The 19,484-nt window shown below is 28.8% G+C and carries 16 protein-coding genes; 12 read left to right on the plus strand and 4 right to left on the minus strand.

All coding sequences use genetic code 11. The features are described from left to right. Positions 1-103 precede the first annotated feature (103 nt). The 9 genes from AXY43_RS00670 (at position 104) to AXY43_RS00710 (ending at position 9,548) form a co-directional block, all read left to right on the plus strand. Positions 104-526, plus strand: a complete 423-nt coding sequence (locus AXY43_RS00670) for a 3D domain-containing protein (protein ID WP_041897086.1) — start codon at positions 104-106, stop codon at positions 524-526. Between the two features lie 447 nt (positions 527-973). Continuing rightward, the gene (locus tag AXY43_RS00675; protein ID WP_012058721.1) at positions 974-1,639 is read left to right on the plus strand and encodes an amino acid ABC transporter permease; all 666 of its coding nucleotides are present in this window, start codon (positions 974-976) and stop codon (positions 1,637-1,639) included. Then, on the plus strand, positions 1,620-2,297 hold the full coding sequence (locus tag AXY43_RS00680) for an amino acid ABC transporter permease (protein WP_012058722.1): 678 nt from the start codon (positions 1,620-1,622) through the stop codon (positions 2,295-2,297). The genes AXY43_RS00675 and AXY43_RS00680 overlap by 20 nt, the downstream gene beginning before the upstream one ends. An 11-nt stretch (positions 2,298-2,308) precedes the next feature. Continuing rightward, positions 2,309-3,058 carry an amino acid ABC transporter ATP-binding protein gene (locus AXY43_RS00685; RefSeq protein ID WP_012058723.1) on the plus strand — a complete coding sequence of 250 codons (750 nt, stop codon included), beginning with the start codon at positions 2,309-2,311 and terminating at the stop codon, positions 3,056-3,058. A 23-nt stretch (positions 3,059-3,081) separates the two neighbouring features. Next, on the plus strand, positions 3,082-3,954 hold the full coding sequence (locus AXY43_RS00690) for a cysteine ABC transporter substrate-binding protein (protein WP_012058724.1): 873 nt from the start codon (positions 3,082-3,084) through the stop codon (positions 3,952-3,954). Positions 3,955-4,398: 444 nt separating this feature from the next. Then, complete coding sequence (locus AXY43_RS00695) at positions 4,399-5,469, plus strand: HD-GYP domain-containing protein (protein ID WP_023974665.1); 1,071 nt, start codon at positions 4,399-4,401, stop codon at positions 5,467-5,469. 15 nt (positions 5,470-5,484) lie between these two features. Continuing rightward, positions 5,485-8,340 (plus strand): response regulator, encoded by a 2,856-nt coding sequence (locus tag AXY43_RS00700; RefSeq protein WP_105410772.1) that lies wholly within the window; start codon positions 5,485-5,487, stop codon positions 8,338-8,340. A gap of 51 nt (positions 8,341-8,391) precedes the next feature. Then, on the plus strand, positions 8,392-8,754 hold the full coding sequence (locus AXY43_RS00705) for a response regulator (RefSeq protein WP_012058727.1): 363 nt from the start codon (positions 8,392-8,394) through the stop codon (positions 8,752-8,754). Between the two features lie 431 nt (positions 8,755-9,185). Next, complete coding sequence (locus AXY43_RS00710) at positions 9,186-9,548, plus strand: TSUP family transporter (protein ID WP_012058728.1); 363 nt, start codon at positions 9,186-9,188, stop codon at positions 9,546-9,548. 404 nt (positions 9,549-9,952) lie between these two features. On the opposite strand, the gene AXY43_RS00715 is transcribed toward AXY43_RS00710, so the two are convergent. Then, entirely contained in the window at positions 9,953-10,585 is a 633-nt protein-coding gene (locus AXY43_RS00715; protein ID WP_023974668.1) for an aldehyde dehydrogenase family protein, read from the minus strand. Positions 10,586-11,029: 444 nt separating this feature from the next. On the opposite strand from AXY43_RS00715, the gene AXY43_RS00720 reads away from it, so the two are divergent. Further along, the gene (locus AXY43_RS00720; protein ID WP_039770901.1) at positions 11,030-11,434 is read left to right on the plus strand and encodes a hypothetical protein; all 405 of its coding nucleotides are present in this window, start codon (positions 11,030-11,032) and stop codon (positions 11,432-11,434) included. Between the two features lie 121 nt (positions 11,435-11,555). Here AXY43_RS00720 and AXY43_RS00725 read toward each other — a convergent pair whose 3' ends face one another. From AXY43_RS00725 to nrdJ, 3 genes are all read right to left on the minus strand, one after another. Further along, a complete protein-coding gene (locus AXY43_RS00725; protein ID WP_012058731.1) occupies positions 11,556-12,923 on the minus strand; it encodes an MATE family efflux transporter in 1,368 nt (455 codons plus the stop codon). 109 nt (positions 12,924-13,032) lie between these two features. After that, positions 13,033-14,565 (minus strand): sigma-54-dependent transcriptional regulator, encoded by a 1,533-nt coding sequence (locus AXY43_RS00730; protein WP_039770902.1) that lies wholly within the window; start codon positions 14,563-14,565, stop codon positions 13,033-13,035. Positions 14,566-14,899: 334 nt separating this feature from the next. Then, the gene (nrdJ, locus tag AXY43_RS00735; protein WP_105410773.1) at positions 14,900-16,993 is read right to left on the minus strand and encodes a ribonucleoside-triphosphate reductase, adenosylcobalamin-dependent; all 2,094 of its coding nucleotides are present in this window, start codon (positions 16,991-16,993) and stop codon (positions 14,900-14,902) included. A 411-nt stretch (positions 16,994-17,404) separates the two neighbouring features. Between nrdJ and AXY43_RS00740 the strand changes: the two genes are divergently transcribed. Both AXY43_RS00740 and AXY43_RS00745 read left to right on the plus strand, forming a co-directional pair. Next, the gene (locus AXY43_RS00740; RefSeq protein ID WP_039770907.1) at positions 17,405-18,253 is read left to right on the plus strand and encodes a 4Fe-4S binding protein; all 849 of its coding nucleotides are present in this window, start codon (positions 17,405-17,407) and stop codon (positions 18,251-18,253) included. Positions 18,254-18,412: 159 nt separating this feature from the next. Further along, positions 18,413-19,198: a Cof-type HAD-IIB family hydrolase gene (locus AXY43_RS00745; RefSeq protein WP_023974674.1), complete on the plus strand. Its 786-nt coding sequence runs from the start codon at positions 18,413-18,415 to the stop codon at positions 19,196-19,198. Positions 19,199-19,484 lie beyond the last annotated feature (286 nt).

Genomic DNA, 19,484 nt, shown 5'->3' on the forward strand with positions numbered 1-19,484 from the left:
AAGTAATAAAAAAGACATAAAATTTATACGTTTACACTTAACAACTAATGAAATTTATGGTATAATAAAAAACGTATTCTGGAAATTGAAAAGGAGAGATTTGATGTCAAAAAGTTATCAATGGATAAAAGTTGCAAAAAAATCAATCGTTTTTTCTGTAGCTTTGAGTATTTATTTAGGTATTGGAACTGCTTTTTCAGCTAATTTAGCTAAAGCAGCTACGACACAAAATAAAGATATAATCTGCTCAACAACAGCGTACACAGCGGAGTCAGGAAGTGTGACAGCAAGCGGAAAAATAGCAAAGAGAAATGCAAGTGGGATAAGTACAGTAGCAGTGGATCCAAGCGTAATTCCTTTTGGAACATATTTATATATAGAAGGTTATGGATATGCAATAGCTGCAGATAGTGGAAGTGCTATAAAAGGCAATTCTATTGATGTTTATTTTGATAGCGATAGCGAATGTGATAATTGGGGTAGGAAAACTGTTAAGGTTACGGTATTTGGAAAATCCGACAATTAAAGAAAAATGAAAATGTTTAACTAATCTAAATAAGTGTTAAAATAATTGATAATCGCAATTCTAATAATTAAATCCAGGAAGCAATTAATTCAGATTGAGTTAGACAAGCTTGTTTAGAGATCAGTGATACTTAAATTTATAAAGAGAATATTCAATTATTATAATATCTAAAAGGAAGTGTTTCTAAATATAGGGACACTTTTTTTATTTGAAAAGAGGAAAATTAATATAGTATTATTGATAAAATATCAACAATATCTTAATTATTTTGAAGGTCTATCAATAAAATGTTCTTTATAAAGATAAAAAATAAAAATAATGCACTATATATTGACTAATTAATAATATAAAGTAATAAGATTGACAAACTAGTAAATAGTTGTTAGTATAAAAGTATTCCTACAAGAATTGTATGAATTAAAAAAAGAATTAAAAGGTGATAATTAAATGAATATTGACTGGAATTTCGTAGTGACTAATTTGCCTTTGTATGAGAAAGCTGCATGGCTCACATTAAAGTTAGCTATTGTAGGAATACTTTTATCATTGGTAATAGGATTACTATGCGGAATAATATTATACTTTAAAGTAAGAGTTTTGGATAAAATCGTACAAGCTTATATTGAGCTTTCAAGAAATACTCCACTACTTGTACAGATATTTTTTCTGTATTTTGGTTTGCCCAAATTAGGATTTAAAATGGGAGAAGCTACTTGTGCTATAATTGGTTTAGCATTTCTTGGTGGTAGCTATATGGCTGAAGCTTTCAGAAGCGGAGTTGAGGCTGTAAGTAAAACACAAATTGAATCTGGCATAAGCATTGGTCTTTCGAAAGGCCAACTTATTAGATATGTCATAATTCCACAAGCTTTTTCGGTAAGTATGCCTTCAATAAGTGCAAATTGCATATTTTTATTGAAAGAAACTTCTGTGCTTGGAGCTATATCAATAATGGATCTCACAAATTTAACAAAAGATTTAATAGGAATGTACTATAGAACTTTTGAATCATTATCATTGCTAGTTTTGATTTATCTTATCATGATTCTACCTTTATCATTTCTAATGTCTTGGATAGAAAGGAAGGTTCGATATGCAGAATTCGGCAATTAGTGTTATTTTTCAAGAGAACAATATTAAGCGTTTATTTGAAGGGCTGTTTGTAACAGCAGAAATTGCTTTTATATCTATTATTATAGGATCTATACTAGGAATACTTATAGGTTTGAGTAGGACTACAAAATCGAAGGCAATACTTTTTATTAACAGAGTTTATCTAGAAGCTTTTAGAATAATACCAACGTTGGTTTGGTTATTTGTATTCTACTTTGGAGTTACTACAGCATTAAATATAAACCTTAGTGGAGAAGTTGTTTCTGTTATTGTATTCAGTCTTTGGGGTGCAGCAGAAATGGGAGATATAGTAAGAGGATCTCTTCAATCATTACCAAAACATCAGATTGAATCTGGGAAGGCTTTAGGTTTAAATTATTATCAAATATATAGATATGTGCTTATGCCTCAAGCTATCAGAAGAATGATACCTGGAACCATCAATTTAGCAACTAGAATGATTAAAACTACTTCTCTTGTAGTTTTAATAGGTGTTATAGATGTAGTTAAGATGGGTCAGCAGATTATTGAAAGTTCAAGATTTCAATTTCCTACTGCTTCTTTCTGGATTTATGGTTTTATATTCTTCTTGTACTTTATAATATGTTATCCACTATCAAAAATATCGAAAAGACTAGAATCAAAGTGGAATAATTAGGAGGAACATACATGGATAAGAATAATAATCCTGTCTTGCTTGAAATACAGGATGTTCACAAAAAATACGATGAAAAAGAAATATTGAAAGGTATTGACTTAAGTCTTCATAAAGGAGAAGTATTAGTTATTTTAGGACCTTCAGGCTGTGGGAAAAGTACTTTTTTGAGATGTCTCAATGGACTAGAAAAAATTCAAGGTGGAGATATTAAATTTAAGGAACAAAGTTTTACAGATAAAAATGCCGATTGGCAAAAGATTCACGAGAAAATAGGAATGGTTTTTCAAAACTATGAATTATTTCCTCATATGACGGTTATTGAAAACATACTTTTAGGTCCTTTAAAGGTTCAGAAGAGAGATAAATCTGAGGCACTTGCGCAAGCAGAACAACTTTTAAATAAGGTTGGATTACTTGACAGGAAAGATTCATATCCACGTCAACTTTCAGGGGGCCAAAAGCAAAGAATAGCTATAGTTAGGGCATTATGTATGAATCCAGAGATAATACTTTTTGATGAAGTAACAGCATCTCTTGATCCAGAAATGGTAAGGGAGGTACTAGATGTTATATTAGGCTTAGCTAAGCAAGGCATGACTATGGTAATTGTGACACATGAAATGGGATTTGCTCAATCGGTGGCAGATAGGATAATATTTATGGATGAGGGTAAAATATGTGAAGAATCGAATCCAAACGAATTCTTTACTAATCCAAAGACAGAACGTGCTAAGCACTTTCTAAATATATTTCAATTTTAATTATTAATAAGGGGATGACAAATATGAAAAGCATAAAAAAAATAGTGGCAGCTTTACTGTTAAGTACAGTAGTAGTTGGAAGTTTTGTTGGCTGTGGTAATTCGGCACAAACTAATAATGGTGATTCCAATAAAGCATCATCTAGTTCTTTAGAAGATATAAAGAAACGTGGAACTATAAAGATTGGTGTATTTAGTGATAAAGCTCCATTTGGATATGTTGACTCAGAAGGAAAAAACCAAGGATTTGATGTATATGTTGCAAAAAGATTTGCTAAAGATTTACTTGGAGATGAGTCAAAAGTTGAATTTGTTTTAGTTGATGCAGCAAGTAGAGTTTCTTATTTAGAATCTAAAAAAGTTGATATAATAATGGCTAACTTTACTGTTACGGATGAGAGAAAAGAAAAAGTTGATTTTGCAAATCCTTATATGAAAGTATCACTTGGTGTAGTTTCACCAGATGGCGCTAAAATTACTTCAGAAGATCAACTTAAAGGCAAGAAGGTTATTGTAGCGAAGGGAACAACTGCTGAAACTTATATGACTAAAAATCATCCAGACGTTGAACTTGTAAAATATGAACAATATTCAGAAATATTCCAAGCATTAAAAGATAAACGTGGTGACGCTATTTTAAGTGATAACACAGAAGTTATTGCCTGGGCTAAAGATAATCCTGGATTCTCTGTTGGTATACCATCACTTGGAAGTACAGATACCATTGCTCCAGCTGTTACTAAAGGTAATACAGAACTTAGAGATTGGATTAATACTGAACTTGAAAGTTTAGGGAAAGAGAACTTTGTGCACAAAGCTTATGATGAAACATTAAAATCAGTATATGGTGCTGAATTTGAAGATAGCCTTGTAGTTGAAGGTGGAAAAATACAATAAGATTTTTTAAAGGATGAGGATGCAATGCAATCTTCATCCTTTATTTTTATACACCCGAATTATACACTGTAATCAATGTTTAAGAAGTATTATGCTCAGCTAGTATTTTAAAGCGCTTAATTAAAGTTTTATAAGAAAGTTATGGTTTGTAAGGAGAATAAAAAAGAGGATACATTCGCCTGGGATTTTGTTCTTGTTTTGAGGATCTGAATATACGAGTACGAAGTTTGTATTCATGGGCATTAAATCGATTAATATCGATATTTTTTAGGTAGTCAAATGTGTAAGATTATGCTAATATTTAAATATGAATACCTATTTGGGAAAGTTTTTTCTTTTAAGTATAGTTAATAAAAATCCAAATAGATTTTAGTATGAATTTGCTTTCTTTAGAAGTTGTGTTGTAAGCAAACTTATATTTAATTATTTCATTCGGAGGTGTATATGAGAGTTGTTAGTGTTTCCAGCCTAAAGGGAGATGAAATACTAGGAAAACAGATTTTTGATGAATCTGGTAGAATTTTACTTAGTGTTGGAGTTAGGCTGAAACCTTATTATATCGAAAAAATTAAAGAACTTGGTATTTATTCGGTATATATTGATGATGATATATCAAAAAATCTTGATATTGAAGAAAGTATTTCTGATAAGACACGGCAAATGAGCAAACATGCAGTAAAAAAAATGATAGACGGATATTGCCGTGAAGGAAAAACTGATAATAACAGCGTTATGAATTCTGTCAACTCAGTTATTGAAGATATACTATCAAATAAAGATGTTTTAATAAATGTTGCAGAAATAAGTGCTAGTGATAATAATATATATTCTCATTCTGTAAATGTATGCGTATTAGCTACAATAATAGGAACTCATATGGGATACAGCATGTCAAAATTAAAAGATATAGCTGCAGGTGCACTTTTGCATGATATTGGCAAAATAACAATTATGAACGATAAAAAAATTTCGTCTGAATTTAAAGATGAAAATGAATTCAATAGATATATGGAATTAATGCATCCTAAGATTGGGTATGATTTGCTAGGGGACCAGCATGTTTGGAGTGCATATGTTAAAGTGGCTGTTTTAATGCATCATGAAAGAAATGATGGAAGTGGATATCCTTTGCAGCTAAAAGGAGACGAAATAAATGAATTGGCGAAAATTGTATCGATTTGTGATACGTTTGACAATATGATATCCGGCAGAGAAGAAAATGAACGAAAAACTGTGTATGAAGCAATTGAATATCTAATAGGTATGAGTAATATTTATTTTGATGAAGAAATAGTGAAAAAATTTACTATGAATATAGCAGCTTTTCCTACAGGAAGTGGTGTTATTCTAAATTCAAATGAAAAGGGATTAGTAGTAAAACAAAACAACTCAATGCCAATGCGCCCTGTAGTAAAGGTGTTGTATGATGAAACGGGAAGTTTACTATCTGAACCTTATGAAGTCGATCTACTGAAAGAATTAACCCTTTTTATTACGAAGACTAGTGAAATTTAATTTTAGGAGGATAATATGAAGAATCAAAACAAGGATGAAATAAATATTTATTCTAATGATTTCCTAAAATTAATGAATAGTATTCATGTGAGATTTTTAGAGGTGAATTCTATAAACTATAATGAGTTATTAAGAAAATCATTAGAGGAAATTGGAGAATTTTTTGATTTAGATAGAATATATATATATCATTTTTCTAAAGACCCTACTTTTATGAAAATAGAATGTCAATGGAATAAAAAGTTTATAAAACCAAAAAGGGAAATTATAGAGGATGAAGTAGTTTACGCTTTTCCATGGTTAATCCGTCAAATTAAAAGTAAGGATTTTATTGTTTTAAATAATATAACTGAATTTCCGGTTGATGCAACATTTGAATTAGAAGCTTTTAATATGGAGGGGATAAAATCGTCTCTTATACTTCCATTAAAAGATAAAAACAAATTAATAGGTTTTATAGGATTTGAAACCTTATCGGAATCAATAATATGGCAATCGGAACAGATAAAAGTATTAAATAATATTTCAAAGTTTTTAGAATTCATAAAAGCTAGGATTACAAAATTAAAAGAATACGAATCGCTTCTTAATGGTCAGACTATTTTACTTGATAATGCTGCATCACAGATTTGGGCACTAAGTAATGTTACTTCATATGCAACTGTTAATGAGGCTCATGCAGAATTCTTTGGTAAGAAAAAGAGCGATTTAGAATATAAAGACCTATATGACATATTTGATGTTAATACTGCAAATAAGTTGTCTGAGAATAATTGGGAATTATTTAGGAATGATGGGCTAGCAGAGAAAGAGCTTAAAATTAAGAATTGGAAAGGCGAGGACAGGCTCCTTCAGGTTAAAAGTAAACCTATTAAAGATGAATCAGGTAACATTAAATATCTTGTTTGTACAGCACAGGATATTACGGAGCAAAGAATTGCAGAAGCTGAATTATATAAAGCAAAAGTAGAGGCTGAATCTGCAAATATAGCAAAGAGTCAGTTTCTTGCAAATATGTCACATGAAATAAGAACTCCAATGAATGGAATATTTGGATTTTTAGAATTATTGGAATCGTCAAATCTCTCTCTGGAACAAAAAGAATTTGTACGCGAAGCAAAATCTGCTTCAGATATTTTACTAAATATTATTAATGATATATTGGACTTTTCAAAAATTGAGGCTAAAAAATTAGTACTAGAAAAAATAAGCTTTAATTTGAGAACTGTTATAGAAGATGCTGTTTCACTTTTTGTTCCTAAAACCTTGGAAAAAGGAATTCAGCTTTATACAATAATTGATCCAACTATTCCAGATGAGGTTATAGGTGATCCGTCTAGACTTAAGCAAATATTAACTAATCTTTTGAGCAATGGTGTTAAATTTACTGATGCGGGTGAAATTGCAATTAAGGTTGATTATTTTGAGGAAGAAAATGATATCGCACTTCTTACATTTGAAGTGAGGGATACTGGAATTGGAATTAGCGGAAAGGATATACAGAAACTTTTTAAATCTTTTAACCAAGCAGATGCATCTACAACGAGAAAATATGGAGGAACTGGACTTGGACTTTCTATATGCCGAGAACTGGTTAATATGATGGATGGTGAAATAACCGTTGATAGTGTATTAGATAAAGGATCTACTTTTAGATTTTGTGTAAGATTAAAAATATCTAAAAGGGCTTCTGAACATATCTCTATTTTCGAAAAGGTTAATGACGTGAATATTTTGATTGTTGACAATGATGAAAATAGTCGAAAGATTACAAGTTCTTACCTGAAAGGAACTGGATTACATATAATTGAGGTTGATGGTGCTGGTGAAGCAATTTCAACAATTATTTCTAATAATGATACAAAAAATAAAATAAGTATTGTAATCATTGAGTGCGAGATACCAGGAATGAATTGTTATGAACTTGCACGAACGTTAAAAAATATACCAATAGCCAAACATATCAAGTTAATACTGTTAATGTCGAGGTATAAAGGGGACTTTAAGGCAGCAATGGAGTATGGCTTTTCGTCTTATTTGACCAAGCCACTAAAAAGAGATGATTTACTTGATTGTATTGCTGTAAATTTAGGATTGAAGAAAGAAGATGAAGAATATTTTGAAGACTCAAATAAAAATGTAGTTAAAAACATTTATAATTTATCAGAAATTAGAATTTTACTGGCAGAAGATAATGAAGTTAACAGAAAAATTTTTATAAGCATGCTTAAATCTCGTGGTATTACTTGCGATGTGGCATTAGATGGTAAAGAGGCATTAAGAAAAGTATCGGAAGAAGATTATGATATTGTATTCATGGATTGTCAGATGCCAGTAATGGATGGATATGAAGCTACTGCTGAAATAAGAAGAATTGAAGAAAATAGAAAGCACACAAAAATTGTTGCAGTAACTGCTAATGCAATGGAAGGTGATTCGGAAAAGTGTATTAAATCTGGAATGGATAATTACATTACTAAACCTATTAATTTTGGTATTGTATTTAAGATGATTGAAGAAAGTATCATAGATAAAAAACATAATACTATAGACTATTCAAGAATAATAGATAACTATATTAATGAATTTTCTAGAGATACCGGTCTTGATATAGAAGATGCATTAGAAATATTTGAAGACTACATAAGGTGCTTACCTGATTTGTTAAATGGAATTAATGATGCCATTAATACTAAGGACTTAAAGAAACTAGCAAAGTTTGCTCATGAGTTAAAAGGTTCATCTGGAACACTAAGAATAAATTCTGTTCACGAATTAGCTAAAATGCTTGATAAAAAAGCTTTAGAAGAAAAGTTAGATGAATGTAATGAGATTTTTGGACAAATAAAAGATTTGTTTTATAAAATATAATTTAATAATAGCAGTCAAATTCTGAAAAATGAGGATGAAGGAGTTTTTAATATGAAGAAGATTTTGATAGTTGATGATTCATCGTATATGCGAATGTTTATACGAAAAATTATTCAAAAAAGGGGAACTTATATGATCTTAGAAGCATCAGGTAAAGATGATGCAATAGAAACATATAAGATTGAAAGTCCTGATATTATAATTTTAGATTTAAATATGTCTGAAGTTAGAAAAGATGGCATTGATGTTTTAAGCCAAATAATGAGTATTGATCCTGAAGCAGTAGTAATTATTATATCTGCAGTAGGATATGATGATGTCAAAGATGAATGCTTAGCCTTAGGAGCTAAGAGTTATATAAAGAAACCATTTGATACTCAAACTTTAATAAAAACACTAGAAGAATACAAATAAAATTTTAATACAAAAATAGAAAAATCGTTATTTATACTGAAAAGATATATATGCTTAGTAGATTAGTTGAGATTAAAGAATGCAGTTATTAATAGAAAATGTATTCTTTAATTTTTTATTAATAAGGAATAAATTTAGGTGTTTATAAACAACCTAACATTATATAATTAAATAATTCTAAAAAGTGAATTAGGAATCTTATTTTATTATAATCAATAGAATATGTGTTGTAATAATAAATGTGCATTTAAAGATATGGTAAGCTAAGTATTTAACTAATATTAGCATATAGAAAATCGATTGCAATATACTATTATAAATAGCTATAAATTAATTTATTAAAAGTAAATATATTCTATGAAATGACAATGAATAAATGTTATTTTAAAATTAAAGTAAGAATTTATTTGATATTATTGGAGGATGATGTGATGTTAGATATTATAATTTACATAGCAATAGGGGCCGCAGCAGGTATTTTAAGTGGTTTGTTTGGAATTGGTGGTGGAATAATTATAATTCCTGCATTGATGTATTTAAAAGGATTTTCGCAGCTCACAGCTCAGGGGACATCTCTTGTTGCAATGCTTCCACCTGTTGGCTTACTTGCATTCATGGAATATTATAAGAAAGGTAATACAAATATAACTGCTGGTATAATTATTTGTGTTACTATGCTAATTAGTGCAAAATTTGGAGGCCAGCTTGCTAATATTCTTCCAGCAAGTATAATGAAAAAAGCTTTTGGAATATTTATTATTTTGGTTGGAATAAAAACTTTTATAGGTAAATAATGAAAAATAGTTAATTAGTAAAAAATAATAGTCTATATCATTAAAATAACCATTAATTTATTATAAGTTAGTGGTTATTTTTTATATGTTAATAATTTAATTGCTGTATTTTCAATTATAAATAGTCTAAAAACATAGTGCTTAACTTAAGCAAAATATTAACGATTGATCAGGTATCTCTTCATATTGGTGCAGTTTTGATATATTAGATGATAAATTAAGAAAAATAAAAAAGCCCCAATTGGGGTGCTTTAATTAAACAAAATGAGTGAAAATACAATGGAGGTGATAAATATTTAAATGAATGTGGTTTGGAATATATACCATCATATAGTCACTCAAAGCTATAGATCGAATTAAATTTATTTAAGTGTATGCCTTTCAACAATTTAAATACCATCTGACTAAAGAGCTATTTTTCTAGTATCTTGATTATCTATTGCAGAAATAAGAGTTATTCTTTCGTGTGAAATCAAGATATCAGTGCTTTCAACGCTAGGTTTTTTTACTGTTACTACAAGATTTCTTGGGCCACCTACTGCCTCTATAGCTCTATTTATAAGTTTAATAGTATAAGAAAATACTTCTTTTACATCTTCATTTGATGAAAATACAACTGCATGTCCAGCTTTAAGCATCAGAATGCTGTTTCTAATTATTGTTTCGATAGGATTAGATGCTTCAACAATAACGCCATTTACAGTATAAGAATTATCACCGTTAATTATAGAGAACCTAGATTCAAGATAGTTATCATTTAAACATTTATCTAATGCATTAGTATTATTGTAAAGAATATTATTGTAGGAGCTAGCACCATTCTCTTTACAAGTCATTAAGCTAACTTCTTCTAAGTGCAATTCTAATTCTTTAATTACTGAATCTACTATTTCATTCTTTCTTTGTTCACTGTATTGCTTATATTTTTCACAAGCAACATGAGCTAATTTAATGGCATCTTCCATGGTGTCAAAAACTCCACAATCTCCTTGTCTATCGATTATAACTGCATATTGAATTGGTTTTTTTACTATCATAGTATTTATCCCCCTCATATTTATAGATTTTAATTTTTTACTATGATTTCTACTAACATAGAAGTAGAAGAAGTTAAATAATTAACGTTAATTATTTAACAATAAGATTTAAAAAAATATAGATATTTATATCACTATCTTATTAAGTATTATAACAATATGTTACTAATTATTCAAGTGGTTGTTGTGAATTTTCTGAATTTTATTTTATATTGTTAAAAAACTAGCTAATTATAAGTTCAATTTGAAGAATATGTATAAATTATCATAATAAAAAATAATTATTTAACAATCTTAAAAGTATATATAGATACATAATATAGTTTGTTTTTTTATAGATATTTATTTATATAACATAAGTAATCAATATTTCTACTAAGTAATAATTGACAAAAACATCAAACAATATACAATTATCTTATTAGGATATAGGGGGAATTATAAATGAAAAAAATAGTTAGTAGATTAATATTTGGTTTCGTATTATTTTCAATAATTGGATATAGCGGCATTCCAGAGAAGGTGAAAAATGAATATATTAATAGTAATAAGTATGCAGGAATACATATAAAAGAAATAAAAGAGAGATCAGTTCTAAATAATTCAGGAGAAGAAATAGGAAAAAGAGGAGAAGTTACATATAATCCTGATAAAATAACAGATGAAGCTTTAATAAATTTTTATAATGATAAGATTAAGAACACTGGGTATAACTATTATACTTTAACAAATGAAAAAGATAAAACTCAGGGTATTGTTTCAATTGCATGTGTAAATGTATTAACATATTCAGAAATAGATGACAATGGATATATAGTAAAAGCAAATAAAAATTTTGAAGTCAAATAGGATTGTATAAATTATAACTTTTGACTTCATATATAAGTTAATTAAAAGAAGGCACTAAAATGATCTCTAAGACTATTTTAATGCCTTCTTTTAATTGATTTTTTAAGGTGAAATTTTAGCTTTAAACTTGAAATTTCTTCTCAGCTTTGTCGTAATCTTTTAATAAATGATTCTTCCTTTTAAATATGAAGTAATATGGAACTTCATAAGCTAACATGAATATCCATCCTATGAGGCTTGCATAGGCCATACTTATCATCCCTACATGAGAAACTAATATAAAAACGAATATTACTCTAAAGGATATTTGGATAAGTGTAGAGATTAATGTAATTTTCATGTTTCCCATGCCTCTGAAGAAACCTTGAATACCATTTGTAAATGCAGGAAATAAATAAAAAAATGCCATAAGTCCTAAGTAACTCACACCTAAGTCAACCATGTTATTATCATTAGAAGAGACAAATAATTTCATTATGGGTGTCTTAAAAATTAATACAACCAAGCAGATTATTATCCAATAGCAAAACTCTATGAATAAGCCAACTCTAAATCCAGCTTTAATACGATTTTTATTATTTGCACCACGATTTTGAGCAACAAAAGTCATCATTCCATGAGATATACTTTGTTGTGGAGTGAAAGCAAAATCATCAACTCTGTTTACAGCATTAAAGGCTGCTATTGTAGCTACCCCTAATGGATTGATAGCACCTTGAATTAACAATTTGCCGATTGGCTGACAAGATTGCTGCAAAGCTGTTATTGATCCATGCTGGAGAGTTTGTTTTAAAAGCGTTTTATCTAATTTTATATCCTTTTTAGATAGTCTTAACAATGGTACTTTTTTATATATGTAAATTATACAAAATAGAGCGGAGCAAGCTTCAGCGATAGTTGTGGCTAGTCCAGCTCCAAGTACTCCCATATTAAAGCCTCCTATAAAAATAAAGTCAAGACATCCATTTAAAATAGATGCTATAGCTAAAAATCTTATTGGTGTTTTTGAATCCCCAACACTTCTCATTGCTGCAGATACTGCATTATATAGATATGTAAAAGGCATTGCGGCAAATATTATTCTTAGATAGAGTGTTGCAGATTCGAGAATTTCATTTGGAACTCCAAGGAGGATTAATATATTCTTAGAGAGGATTAAGCCTAATATTACAATTATTAGAGAAAAAAAACATCCGAATATTAAAGTTGTCGAAATCTCTTTTTTTAATTCTTCATATTTCCCAGCTCCAAAAAATTCACTCATAAGAACTGATGCTCCAATACATATACCTGTTATTCCTAAAATTACAATATTCATTACAGGATTAGCCGTTCCAACAGCTGCCAAAGCATCTGTACCAGAAAATCTTCCTACTATGATCGAATCTACGGCATTATAAGTAAGTTGGAGCAGATTTCCGAGTATTAATGGAATAGAAAAGCTTATAAGATGCTTATGTATATTCCCTTTAGTCATATCTTTAGTCATATCTTTAGTCATAATTTTCACTTCCTTAATATTTCTTCATTAGGTTATTATACTAAAGGTTAGATTACGTATTCAACAAACTAATTAGAGAAAATGTTTCATTTTGAAATCATTTTAACTTTCTCCATAATGTACTATGACTAATTTTCAATCTTTTCTCAACTTTGACCTGATTCATTCCTTCTTCCTCCATTACATGCTTTATAATACGAGTTTCTATTTCTTTTAAGCTTCCATTTAAATTAATAGGGATTAGAGAAGCATTTTTGTGATTTTCAAATTCTACTTTTAAGGCTGTTTTTACTTCATCAACATTAATATAAGAGCCATTACATTTAAGTGCTAATTGGTTTACAACTCTCATAAATTGTCGTATATTTTCAGGCCAATCGTATTCAGATAGTAATTTTATACCACCTTCTTTTATACCTACAACCTGACTTGCACATCTTAAATCTAGTTTTGAAAGATACATACTTACCATATTGCTGATTTCATTACTGTAATTTTTTAAAGGATTTAATTCAATTCTAACTTCATCAATTATTGAACGGAGTTGTCTAAGTAAATTTCCATTGCTAACACAGAGTTCAACAGGGAATTCGCAAGATGCAATTATTTTAATATCATTAGTTCTAGATAATTTTTTTAAAATATTAGCAATCTTTTTTTGTCCTTCTGTATATAACGTATCAATATCCTCCAGAAATAATGTGCCTCCTTCGTTTTTAAATTTATTAATTATGATTTTATATAGAAAGTCGTAGTTGTAATATTCAGGAATAGAGTGACAGCTTATACATATTAAGCTTTTTCTTTTTTGAGGACCATAGTAAGTGCATAAATATCCGATATCATTTTTACACATTCCATCTTGGCCAGTAATAATTGTTGGAAGTGGTGTGTTACTTAGATATGATATTTGAGAAAGAATTGTTTGAGGAAATACTGTATGTACAAAGCTTGTTGATATTTCATCTGGATTTAATATTTTTATAAAATCATCAATATTACTTTTTTCTCTTTTTTCATAATATGTACATTCAACTGCTTCAGATTTTAAATCTTTATTATTAGAAAGAGCGTTGCATAAGCGTATAGCTTCATCAATAGCGCTTTTTACAGCTTCAATTCCACTTGTAATAAGTATACTATTAATTCCAAACTCTTGCGCTGTTTCATATACCATATTATCACCAATAACGAGTTCATAGTTTTCTTGTTTTAGTTCTTTAATTAAGTCTCGAATATCTTTATGTTCAAAATAACACTTTGATTCGATTGAATAACCTAAAAGTTCACTTAGCTGTTTAAATGATTTAAATATATTTGGATAAGATAAGAATATTTTTTTTCCTTTATATCCTTCAGATAATTTTAAAATTCTAAGTATATCAAAGGCATTAATATGAATTTCAACAATAGGAGTTTGAGTAATTTGCCTGCAAACTTCAGCAGTACCACCCCTTGTTATAATTACATCATATTTTTGGTTTATATTTACTTGTTTCAGAATTTTTGGTCCTTGTTCATAATTCCCTTGATATACATCAATTTGGAAATTCTTATATTCAGATGAAACTGACATTGCGATTTCTTTTAAGCCAAAGTAGGGCGCTAAAAAAAGTATTTTTGCTTTCATAATTTTATTTACTCCATTAATTAATTTATTATACTATTATATCAAATATATAAATCAATTAATTAATTACATATATTATCTATATTTAAAAGTATGGAGATACAGACACTTAATTGCAACATATATATGGAGTAAATATGTATTCAATTTTCGCTGATATACATATAAGTCTGGCTCTCATTATAGAACCCTATAATATATTGACACCTAAAAAGGCAGTTATCTATAAAATAAAAGTTTGTGTTTATAATTGAAAGAAGCCAGTGTTTTTACAGCACTGGCTTCTTTCAATTACTTAGTAGTTTCTTTTAATATAATAATATAAAATATTATATTATCTTACTGGACAAACTCCATTTGCGCACTCTTTATCAATTATTTCATGTTCGTCATCATCATCAAGTTCAGCTAATAATTCATAATTTATAGGTTTAACATTTTTTATACGTTCCTCATAATCTTCCTTTGTTGTAGATTCATAAGGTAAAAGAGGGTAAGTTTCGTCTGTTAGAGGAAGGAAAGTTATACCAACCACATAGTCAAAATTCTCATAGAGCCAATTGGCAACATCATCCCACTCATTTTCTCTTACATGTACGGTAATTGAAGTATTGTGATCAGTCCAATTTATCATTGATAATTTATAAAGTTCAAGTTGTTCTATAGCTCCAACATCATATTTTGTTTTTCCGTAAGGAGCTTTGATTGGAAATTCTATAACTTTTGTTGTGCAATTTTCATCACTTTGACCATTTTCATTATAAATTGGATAGCATTTTAGCTTCTCTATCATTTTATATAGAGGATCAGATGTAGAGATTCTAACTCTTCTAATATAATAATTAGAATGTGAATAATGTATTCCTGAACTTACACATGGAAGTGTGGATAGAGATCCTTCAGGCTTAATTGTGGTCATAAGCTCAGGAATGGAAATTCCAAGTTCTGAGCAGTATTTAATACCTTCGCATCTAACTACATCTCGTAAACGCTTTAGCAATAAACCTAAATTTTTATAAGTCATGTTTGTTCTATTTACCATATCCATCATTCCAGTTAATGATATTCCAACGATTCTATCATTTTGCATGATTTTATTCCAATCTGGAAGTTCTACGTCTACTAGGGTCATTCTAATAGCTACTCTAGTAGATAGTTTTATTATTTTTTCTAATTTATCAATATCTAGATTATTATCTTCATTTACGAATGAGGCTAAATTGTTAGTTGATAGGTTGCAGCATTGATGTGAATTAAGTAAAATTTCTCCACAGGGGTTACAACCTTTAAATGTACTTTTTCTTCTCATAGCTTCACTTCCATTAATAAAACCAGGTTCACCATTTATCTTTATGGATTCTAGGATTTTCTTTATTTTATTAAGCGATGGTTTTTCTTTATATAAAACGGAATTATTGCTCATTTTCCTATGAGATACTTCTGAATTTTCAATCCAATTTCCATTGACTATTGTATATAGTTTACTTTTTGCATTTATAACATCTTCATCATTTTCATCGCAAATTATCATCATTGCACTACGCCTAACTCCACCAGAAACTACATTTTCACTTATTATAGTAGCTATATCAAGCACATCTAAGGACCTTAAGCTTCCATTAACAAGATTACTGCAAACCTTATTTATTTTTTCAAACATTCTTTTTAACGATTTATGACCAGATGCTCTGCCACCAAACCTTTTTAATCTTTCACCCTCAGGTCTTACATAACTGTAATCAAATGTAATTTTCTTAATATCAATATATTCAGGACTTGTAATCAAATTAAAGTAAGTTTCTAGAGCATTACACCAGCCTTCTTTGCTGTCACCAATTTTAATCTTAGCGACTGATGGATTTACCTTGTCTAAAATAAGTTTGGTGTTTTCCATATATTCTTTTGGCATGAACTTATGAATATCTTCATTATATTCGCTGTCTAGATATATTCTCCTTATATTAGGCATTTTTAATATTAGAGATTTATCGATTCTAACACCGACACCTGAACCAATCATGAGAAGATAGAATATGTCTACAAAATCATGGAATTTTTCAACCATTGTAAATGCACAGTTATAATTTGAAAGTGGATATTCTTTTACTATATCAGTTCCACCCATATAAAGAGTTCTACCTGATGTAAAGGTCCTTAAATTGAATAAATTATCAAATAACAGTTCAGCTTCTTTTACTTCATCTTGTAAATTTATGCTTAATCCCTGTTTCTTTTTAAATTCTATGCCAAGTTCAATATTATATTCTGTTGTTCTAAGAACTGTTTCAAACCAAGTTTCCCTTCGTTTTTTATTGTTTAAATATCTAGAATAAGTTCGTAAATAAACAAATTCACCGATATTGCTTAAAGGCGTATTCCTAATTTCTCTGTATTTGTTTAAAAATGATTCTGATAATAGTTCGCTCATATATATTCCTCCAGTTTTACTTAATAAGCTAATAATTTCTTTCTAATCCTTATATTCTTTTGAATTATAATATCTTCAAGTTTTATAATAACATTATTTTAAATCATTTTATGATAAAATACAATATGTTGTATTTATAAAAAAGTATTCATACAATATATAGAGTTGTCCCATTCGCTATAATGATTGATTTTGACAAGTAATATGAAAATTTAATTAAGTATATTTAAGGAAGGACTTATAAAATAAAATGTAATTTTATAAAGAGATTATATGAGTAATTGCATAAACGTGATATCAATCACAGTTTTATATAATAAATCGTGATACTGTAATTTAGTAATATAAATTATTACTTTTAGCTAAAATTAGCACATAGACCGCTTGCGCAGAAAGGATAGATAAAAAACAATGACTAAAAATGAGCTTGAAGCATTAAAATTAGAAGGTTTCATGCAGCAACAAGATAAAGAATATTTTTCACTTAGAATATTGACAGATGCAGGAAATTTAAGTTCTAATGAAATGGTTTGTCTAGCAGAAATATCTGAATTATATGGAAATGGATACATGGGATTTACAACACGGCAATGTGTTGAAATACCTTGGATTAGAGAAGATTTGATTCCAGAGGTTAAGAAAAGGATATTAAACGCAGGAATCAAGACAGGAGGCACTGGTACAAGGGTTGTAGCTGTAGCTGCTTGCAAAGGAGCACTTTGTAGGTTCGGATTATTAGATTCACAAGAAATAGCTAAAAATCTCGATAGAAAGTTTTTAGGAATAGATCTTCCAGGTAAATTTAAAATTGGAGTAGCAGCATGTCCTAATAATTGTGTAAAAGCTCCAATCAGTGATTTGGGTTTTTTAGCTCAAAATGAACCAAAGGTTGAGACAGATATGTGCAAAGGATGTAAGATTTGCGAACGTACTTGTAAAGTTGACGCGATATCAATGGTACATAAAAAAGCAGTAATAGATTATGATAAATGCATTTCTTGTGGGCAATGTATCAAAGCATGTCCTTTTAAAGCTATGAAGTTAGATAATGAAGGAGTTGCAGTATATTTAGGTGGCAAGTTTGGAAGAAATTTAAGAATAGGAAATCGTCTTAAAAAACTTTACCAGCCTGATGAATTGGAAGTTATTACAGAAATGGTTATTGAGTATTATAAAAATAATGCTATCAAAGGTGAAAGATTAGGAATGACAATAAGTAGACTAGGTTTTAATCATATAAAGAACGCACTAGATATATAGATGTTGCTATAGTTAATTCTCGTTTAATATTATTTTAATGATTATGTTATTAAAACATAATCAAATGGTTTGACAATGATGAATAAATAAAATAGAATGATATTAAACGATAATAAAGTATATTAAATGAGAATGAATTACTATGGGGGAGATGTAATCATGAATAAAGCAGTTTTTTTTGACATAGATGGAACTTTAATGGACTGTTTAAATGGAATAACAGATATTAGGCCTAGAGTAAAAGAAACAATTCGCTCACTTCAAGCAAATGGAGATTATGTATTTATTGCAACGGGCAGACCATATGCCTTTTTAAATGAGTCTTTGTATAATTTTGGATTTGATGGCTTTGTCCTTACCAATGGGGCATATGTAAAAGTTAAGGAAAAATGTATATATAAAGAATGTCTTAAAAGGGATTCCATAAAAGAATTAGTGTATAATTTTGAGCAGCGTAATATTCAATATATTTTGCAAGGAGAAACATATTCATACATTAAAGATGAATATAAAAAACTACATTCTTTCTATGATTCTTTTAGTATATCTAAAAAATATTTCCAATCTGAATATGATCTAGAAAAAGTAGAGACGTACAAAATTGAGATGTTATATAATGATAAAAGTGGAATGGATTATTGCTTGAATTTAGCGAATGATGATTACGATTATATTCATAATATAGAGGAAAAATCTTTTGAACTATATTCAAAATCAAATACAAAGGCAACTGGAATATTAAGAGTATTGGACTTTTTAGATATTCCAATAGAAAATAGCTATGCCTTTGGAGATGGTAAGAATGATATAGAAATGTTGTCTACAGTAGGATGCGGAATTGCTATGGGGAATGCCGAGGATTACGTTAAAGAACACGCTAAGGAAGTAACTGATACTGTACAAAATGATGGAGTAGCTTTAGGAATAGAGCGATTTATCTACTAAAATAGACCTGCATTTTATTTATTAAAATGCAGGTCTATTTTAGTAAATTTTATTATTATTTATACTAATCTAAAAAATCATATGATTTATTTAATGAACCTAAAGAATACTAAAATTAAAATTTTTCAAATATTATTTGCTGCCTATATTACCAAGAAATATGCGAGAATACAACATATATAACCTTTTCATATGCAATTATGAAAATTATATCTATATGTAACAAAAATTACTTTTGTGTTTGATACATTCTTATCCTATAATAGGGCAATACCATATCGGTGGG

Source organism: Clostridium sp. MF28 (assembly GCF_002969175.1).
GTDB lineage: Bacteria > Bacillota > Clostridia > Clostridiales > Clostridiaceae > Clostridium > Clostridium beijerinckii.